General features: G+C 59.4%; 5 protein-coding genes. 2 read left to right on the top strand and 3 right to left on the bottom strand.

Annotated elements, in window-relative coordinates; genetic code table 11:
- Position 1: 1 nt before the first annotated feature.
- Positions 2-1,267 (bottom strand): glycosyltransferase, encoded by a 1,266-nt coding sequence (locus tag VNZ93_RS05445; protein WP_325701180.1) that lies wholly within the window; start codon positions 1,265-1,267, stop codon positions 2-4.
- Between the two features lie 13 nt (positions 1,268-1,280).
- Positions 1,281-2,123 (bottom strand): FkbM family methyltransferase, encoded by an 843-nt coding sequence (locus tag VNZ93_RS05440; RefSeq protein ID WP_325701177.1) that lies wholly within the window; start codon positions 2,121-2,123, stop codon positions 1,281-1,283.
- A 277-nt stretch (positions 2,124-2,400) separates the two neighbouring features.
- On the opposite strand from VNZ93_RS05440, the gene VNZ93_RS05435 reads away from it, so the two are divergent.
- Both VNZ93_RS05435 and VNZ93_RS05430 read left to right on the top strand, forming a co-directional pair.
- A complete protein-coding gene (locus VNZ93_RS05435) occupies positions 2,401-3,573 on the top strand; it encodes an endo-1,4-beta-xylanase (protein WP_325701175.1) in 1,173 nt (390 codons plus the stop codon).
- Complete coding sequence (locus tag VNZ93_RS05430; RefSeq protein WP_325701172.1) at positions 3,573-4,865, top strand: VpsF family polysaccharide biosynthesis protein; 1,293 nt, start codon at positions 3,573-3,575, stop codon at positions 4,863-4,865. The genes VNZ93_RS05435 and VNZ93_RS05430 overlap by 1 nt, the downstream gene beginning before the upstream one ends.
- Before the next feature lie 82 nt (positions 4,866-4,947).
- Here the strand turns inward: VNZ93_RS05430 and VNZ93_RS05425 are convergent, their stop codons facing one another.
- Positions 4,948-5,991, bottom strand: coding sequence for an NAD(P)-dependent oxidoreductase (locus VNZ93_RS05425; protein WP_325701169.1), 1,044 nt, complete (start codon positions 5,989-5,991; stop codon positions 4,948-4,950).
- Positions 5,992-6,013: the final 22 nt, after the last annotated feature.

Here is a 6,013-nt window from a genome sequence, read left to right as displayed (position 1 = left end):
GTCAGGCGGCCTGACCGGCCATCAATTGACGATGCCGCGCGAAATGCTGATGAAGCTGCTCGTCAACGGAATAGGGCAGCGCGCGCTCCCGGATCTCAGCAGCCGGCATGGTCCCGGCCCGCACCTGCGACCAGGTCTCGATCAGACGATCTGATAGCGCCGCGATCAGACGCTCCGTATCATCGTCGCGATCGACCAGATAGCCGCTCTTGCCCTGTTCGACGACCAGCTTGTATTGCGGCAACGTCACCGCAACAATCGGCCGTCCGACGGACAGTAGCTCAAGCAGATAGCAGGGCATCCCTTCAAACCATGAGGTCAGAATGCCGGCGTGGCATCGCTTCATGATGTCCGCCACTTCGCGGGAGGTGCGGAAGCCGTGGAACATCGTGAACGGACGAACCAGCTCGAACTCGGGATAACGCGCGGGATCGCTGGTCCCGACGTAATGGAATTCGAACTTTCCGCCGAGCCTGTCATGGACATGGCGCAACGTCCTGAACATCAGCGGCGGGTTCTTGAATTCGTCGAACCGGCCCGCGAAGACCACCCGGAACACGCCGTCTTTCGTGTCGAAGTCTGCCGGCGTAAAGACGTCGGTATCGACCGCAACCGGCATGAAAACGGCTCGCTTCGCCAAGTTCGGCTTTTCGCGCTCGAGTCGCGCCAGGATGTTCGGGTTCACGCAGATGATCCGGCTCGCCAGCCGCACGGCGACTTCTTCGTTCAGGCGGTGGACGTACCAGAACTTCTTGATCAGCGAGTCCATCTTGTCGTCTTTGGTGCCCTCGCCGTGAATGACCTGGACAGTCGGACGGCGAAGGAGCGGACCGAGAGCCGCGAATTCGAATCGCTGCAACTCGATTGTTGCGCTTGCTCCGGCGTTGACGGCGCGACGCAGCGTCAGGAAATGCCGCATCAGGCCGAGCCCGAACTGAAAGGTCAGCGAGGCGAAGATCGACCGCGCGGCCTGCGTCTGATCCTCCGAAAAGCGAAGCACCGGCAGGAAATCGTATGTCCGGCCTTCCATCGAGAGTTGCTGGATTTCTCCAAGGCGGCAATCACCGCGTCCATCGACTCCAACCAGCAGCACGCGCCAGTCGCGTGGAGCATGCGCCACCATCATGCGGACGTGGGTTTCGATGCCGCCGACCTTGTTGCCGCGCGGGTCGATCGGATGGACAAGACAAAGCACATGCTTGCCGACGAGAGACTGTGCCGCCTCCTGCCGGGCCAACGTGTCTTTCAGCTCTGATCTCGCCAGCATTCCGAACAACCGTTCACTTACCGACCAAGTGGCGGACACTGGCCCACAGGGCTTGCCAAGCTGACGGGACCGACCTCGGCAACGTCACCCCAGCGGGCACATAGATAAAGTTGTTGATGTAATCCCTGTAGCTGGCGCGATCGCCCTCGCCGATCAGCGAAGTCGCCTGATATCGATCCAGGTCGAACTCCTCGATCGGACGGATTCGGCGACCCTCGACGAAGAAACCTCGGTAACCGCGCTCAAGCATGAAGCGGGCGATGTCGTTGACCGATCCGGCTTTGTGCCGCTCCTCGACCTCGATAAGAAATACCGGTTTGTCCGTCGCAAGAATGCGCGTTGCGCCTTCCAGCACCTCGCGCTCGTGTCCTTCGACATCGATCTTGACGAAGCCAACCGGCTCCCGAACGATGTCGTCAAGTCGAAACAGCGACACGCGCTGGGAGCGCCACCGCGCGTCGTCGCCTTCGCCCTCGCCGAGATGAGACGTGCTATCCCATCCCTGCAACGGGATTCGCAACACCGCTTCGCCGGGTCTGCTCGACAAGGCGCCTTCCACCAGCCTCGCACTTGCCGGCATCGACTCCCTTAGCGCGTTGGCGAGATGGCGCTGCGGCTCGACCGCGATGACACCGCGGCTGAACAAGCTCGCGCCAAGCGTATAGATTCCATGATGCGCGCCGGCATCCACCGTCACGCGCGAACGCCTGCACAGCAACGGCAACAAGCGCAGCTCGATCTCGCCGCGAAAGAGCGCCTTGATGTAGCGCGCGTAGATTGCCTGTCTGGGAAAGCGGGAAAGCAGCTTCTGCTTTGGGCTGTTCAGCCGCCCCAATTCGACGTCATAAGCTGTCATGTTATGCTTTTTGCTCTTCAGGGATCGTTCGGCAATTTGATAGGAGAGAGACAGATCAGATCGGGATGAACCCGCCTTACGATTTTGTAACTTCAGAGAGCACCCATCTTCACTGCGAAGCGCGAGATGGGCGTCACGCGGGCATACTTCCATACTTGGCCAGGCGATTCATAAAATCCGGACCTTTAGGTTAACCAGCAAACACCCTGCTCTTTAGGGTTAACGCGCGATCAAACCGGCTCTCAACTTCCATTGTTTTGACCGCTTTTGTCCCGACATGTTAGCGACCATCATGCGGACAACCCGTACAATTGATCGTCGGCTCGTTCTCGCTGGAATTGCCGCTGCGGTCGGCGCCACGTGCCTTGGCCCGGCCTCAGTGGCGCGCTCGGCAGCATCCCCGGAGAAGGCGCGAGACGTCGCGGCCCGGCGCGGGATCCTCTTTGGATCAGCTTTCGATCAGCACATTTACAGAAGCCCGTCATACGCAAGATTGCTGGGCGACGAATGCGCTATCCTGACGCCGGACTACAGCCTGAAATTCGACGCGTTGCGCAAGAGTCCGGACCACATCGATTTCACTGTCGCCGATCGGCTGTTCGATTTCGCAGCATCGAACAAGCTGCATATGCGGGGACATACGCTGATCTGGAACGACTTCATGCCGGACTGGTCGCACCGGCTCTCGGGACACGAAATGGAGCGGTTGCTCGACCGCCATATCGATGACGTCGCGGGCCGCTATGCCGGCCGCGTTCATTCCTGGGATGTGGTGAACGAGCCGATCTGGATCGAAAGCTGGCATGAAGGCGGTTTGCGTGGCGGCCCATGGTACAACGCCATGGGCCCGCGGTACATTTCCCGCGCGTTCAGACGAACCAGGCAAGCCGACCCCAATGCCAAGCTGGTATTGAACGAGTCCTACCTTGAGCATCGCTGGTACGATTCGCCGTTCGCAAAAAACAGATCGCGCAAACCCGATTCGCCCTGGCCGAAGTTCCGCGGCTACTTCCTCGATCTCGTCCGACGCCTGCTGGATGAGGGCGTGCCACTCGACGCCATCGGCATGGAATCGCATCTGTCGCCGAAATTCCGCTCCGAATATGACCGCGACTCGCTGCTGGAATTCATGCACACCATCAAGGCGATGGGGCTCGACATCTACATCACCGAACTCGACGTAGACGACTCGATTTTTCCGGATGATTTCGCCAAGCGCGACAAAGGCGTGGCCGACTACTACCACATGTATCTCAAGGATGTTCTGTCGGTCGACGCCGTTCGGACGGTCATCACCTGGGAGCTGAGCGACCGGTACACGTCAACGGCCGAGAACCTTCTGTCGGGACGCATCTCCGACGTCAGGATGCCGCGGATCCTGCCCTTCGATTTCGATATGAATCCGAAGCCCGCCTACAGGGCGATTGTAGCTGCTCTGAAGGGGCGCTGATGGCCGTGGCCGAAGCGAGAATCACACTGCAGCCGCGATCCGCGGCGCGGCTCGCGGGCTGGCTGCGAACTCTGATTGCTTTCGCCACCGTTCTGTTCCTCTGGATGCCGCCGAGCGTTTTCGAGCTCCTTGGCTGGGCCTACCTCGGGGGAGGATCAGAATTCCAGAAGATCCATTTCGCGACCTATCTTCTGATCGGCACCACACTGGCACTGTTCCTGATCGATGGCCTCTTTCGCCGAAATGTCCTCTACCTGTGTTTGACAGACTGGCGGCTTATTTTCTTTGCGCTCACCGTCGCAGCGGTGGCAACCTACGCCATCCTGTTCAAGCAGCTCTCGATCGCGCCGTTTGTCGATACGTTTCTGGCGGCTCTCGTCGTGGTCGTCGTCTGGATCTGCTTGCCGTATGACAGTCTGCGTCAGCTACGCACGCTCCTGGATGTCTTCTTCATCGTCAATATTGCGCTGCTGTTCTTTGAATATGCGGCCAAAATTCTGGTGATCGGAAACATCACCCCGGATTCCTACGAATTCGGCCAGTTCCGAGGACGCGCGTTCTTTGAGGGGCAATTGGCCGCGGCAACCATGCTCGGCGTTTATTGCATCGTCAATCTGATTTCGACCCCGATCCGGCTCACCAGCGCCAGCATCTTCCGTATCGCGCTGGTGCTGGCGTCTTTCGTTGCGATTTTCACGACAGGCGGCCGGACCGCCATGGTAGTGTCGGCCCTGGTAATCCTTCTTTATTTCGCGATCTCGCTCCTTAGCCAGCTTTACTCCGGCCGCCTCAACAAGGCTGCGATCATCTACGGCGTGGTCGGCATGCCGGTATTCGCCATCTGCGTCTTTGCTTTGCTGTATTTCGGCTTCTTCGACACCATGATCAGCCGGTTCGAATACGATATTGGCAGCGCCAGCACCCGGCAGGTCGCGCTCGACCTGATTGCAGCGCTTCCACCGTCCGAATTGTGGTTGGGAATGTCGCGAGACGACCTCGCAGCGCTCGTCCAAAGGCAGGAAGCCCTCAATCTTCTCGCGATCGAAATATCCTGGGCGAACTTCATCCTGGCGTGCGGACTTGCGCTAACGATCCCGCTTTTCGTCGCCTATGTCGTATTCCTCTTCAGCTTCATCCCTTATTATTCGAGCGTCTGGGCAATCCTGCCATCGCTGTTTCTTCTGATTGTGACGGCCGCCTCGAACGGCATCTGGGCAAAAACGACAGTCCTGTCCGCAAGCCTTGCCCTGATCCTCGCATTCCTGCGGCGGCCGGCCGAAGACGCCGCATAAATCATACTTCAAAGGACAAGGCCCGCCTCAAGCATTCGAAGCGGGCCATTTATCGGACTTGTTGCAGCCGCTGACTAAACCGTCAGACGGCGCAGGCCAGCTTGTGACGAAGGTCGCTGCCCACGATGTCGTCGGCAATCAGCTTGCGGATGTGACCGATGCGCTGGTAGCGCGGCCCTTCGAATTCTTCCAGGGTTACGCCGGCTTCGCGATAGGCCTTGTAGAGTTGCTCGGCACCCATGCGGGCGTCCCATTGCGGCTTGAATGCGGGCAGCGTCTTCGCGATCTTCTCGAAACTGACGCGATAGGAGCGCTTGTCCGGACCCGCATCGTCGGCGAGTTCGACCCGGCAGCCGGGGACAACCTCGGCGACAATGTGCGCCAGATCGCGAATGCGATAATTGTGCGCGGTCTGTCCGACATTGAATGCCTCGTTCCTGACGAGATGCGCGGGCGCCTCCATCGCGGCAATAAAGGCCCGCGAGATGTCCTCGATATGGACGATCGGACGCCACGGCGATCCATCGGACTTCAGATGCACCTTGCCGGTCGTGTAGGCCCACGCCACGAGATTGTTCAGCACGATGTCGAAGCGAAGCCGCGGCGACAACCCATAAGCCGTTGCAGGACGCAGATAAACCGGACAGAAATTGTCATCGGCGAGCGGGGCAACGCCGCGCTCGGTCGCCACCTTTGATTCGCCATAGGCAGTGACCGGGTTGAGCGCCCCGGTCTCATCGATCATCTCTTCGCCGGCTTGGCCATAGTTGCTGCAGGACGACGCGAAAACGAATCGGTGGACGCCGGCACGCTTGGCCAGGGTCGCCAGCCGCACGCTCGCCCGATGGTTGATCTCATCGGTGAGACCATGTTTCAGATCGCCAAGCGGATCGTTCGAAAGCGCAGCCAGATGCAGGACGGCGTCAAATCCGTTCAGTTCGCGCGCCTCGACGTCGCGCACATCCTTCCGGATTGTTGGGATCCGTACGATCTCTCCACCTTGATCGAAAGTGCAACGTTCATACAGATCGCTGTCCAGGCCGACCACCTCATGGCCTGCTTTCAGCAGCATCGGCGTCATAACGGTGCCGATATAGCCCCGGTGACCAGTGAGAAGAACACGCATACTAACGCTCCTGTTTCCTCGG

The sequence above is a fragment of the Pseudorhodoplanes sp. genome (genome assembly GCF_035565795.1).
In the GTDB taxonomy this organism is placed as follows: Bacteria; Pseudomonadota; Alphaproteobacteria; order Rhizobiales; family Xanthobacteraceae; genus Pseudorhodoplanes.
This window is presented reverse-complemented; position numbering and strand designations above follow the sequence as displayed.

Excerpts from the sequence above, each read along its gene's own strand:
- VNZ93_RS05445 (WP_325701180.1), bottom strand. The coding sequence starts at position 1,267 with ATGCTGGCGAGATCAGAGCTGAAAGACACGTTGGCCCGGCAGGAGGCG.
- VNZ93_RS05440 (WP_325701177.1), bottom strand. The coding sequence starts at position 2,123 with ATGACAGCTTATGACGTCGAATTGGGGCGGCTGAACAGCCCAAAGCAG.
- VNZ93_RS05435 (WP_325701175.1), top strand. The coding sequence starts at position 2,401 with ATGTTAGCGACCATCATGCGGACAACCCGTACAATTGATCGTCGGCTC.
- VNZ93_RS05430 (WP_325701172.1), top strand. The coding sequence starts at position 3,573 with ATGGCCGTGGCCGAAGCGAGAATCACACTGCAGCCGCGATCCGCGGCG.
- VNZ93_RS05425 (WP_325701169.1), bottom strand. The coding sequence starts at position 5,991 with ATGCGTGTTCTTCTCACTGGTCACCGGGGCTATATCGGCACCGTTATG.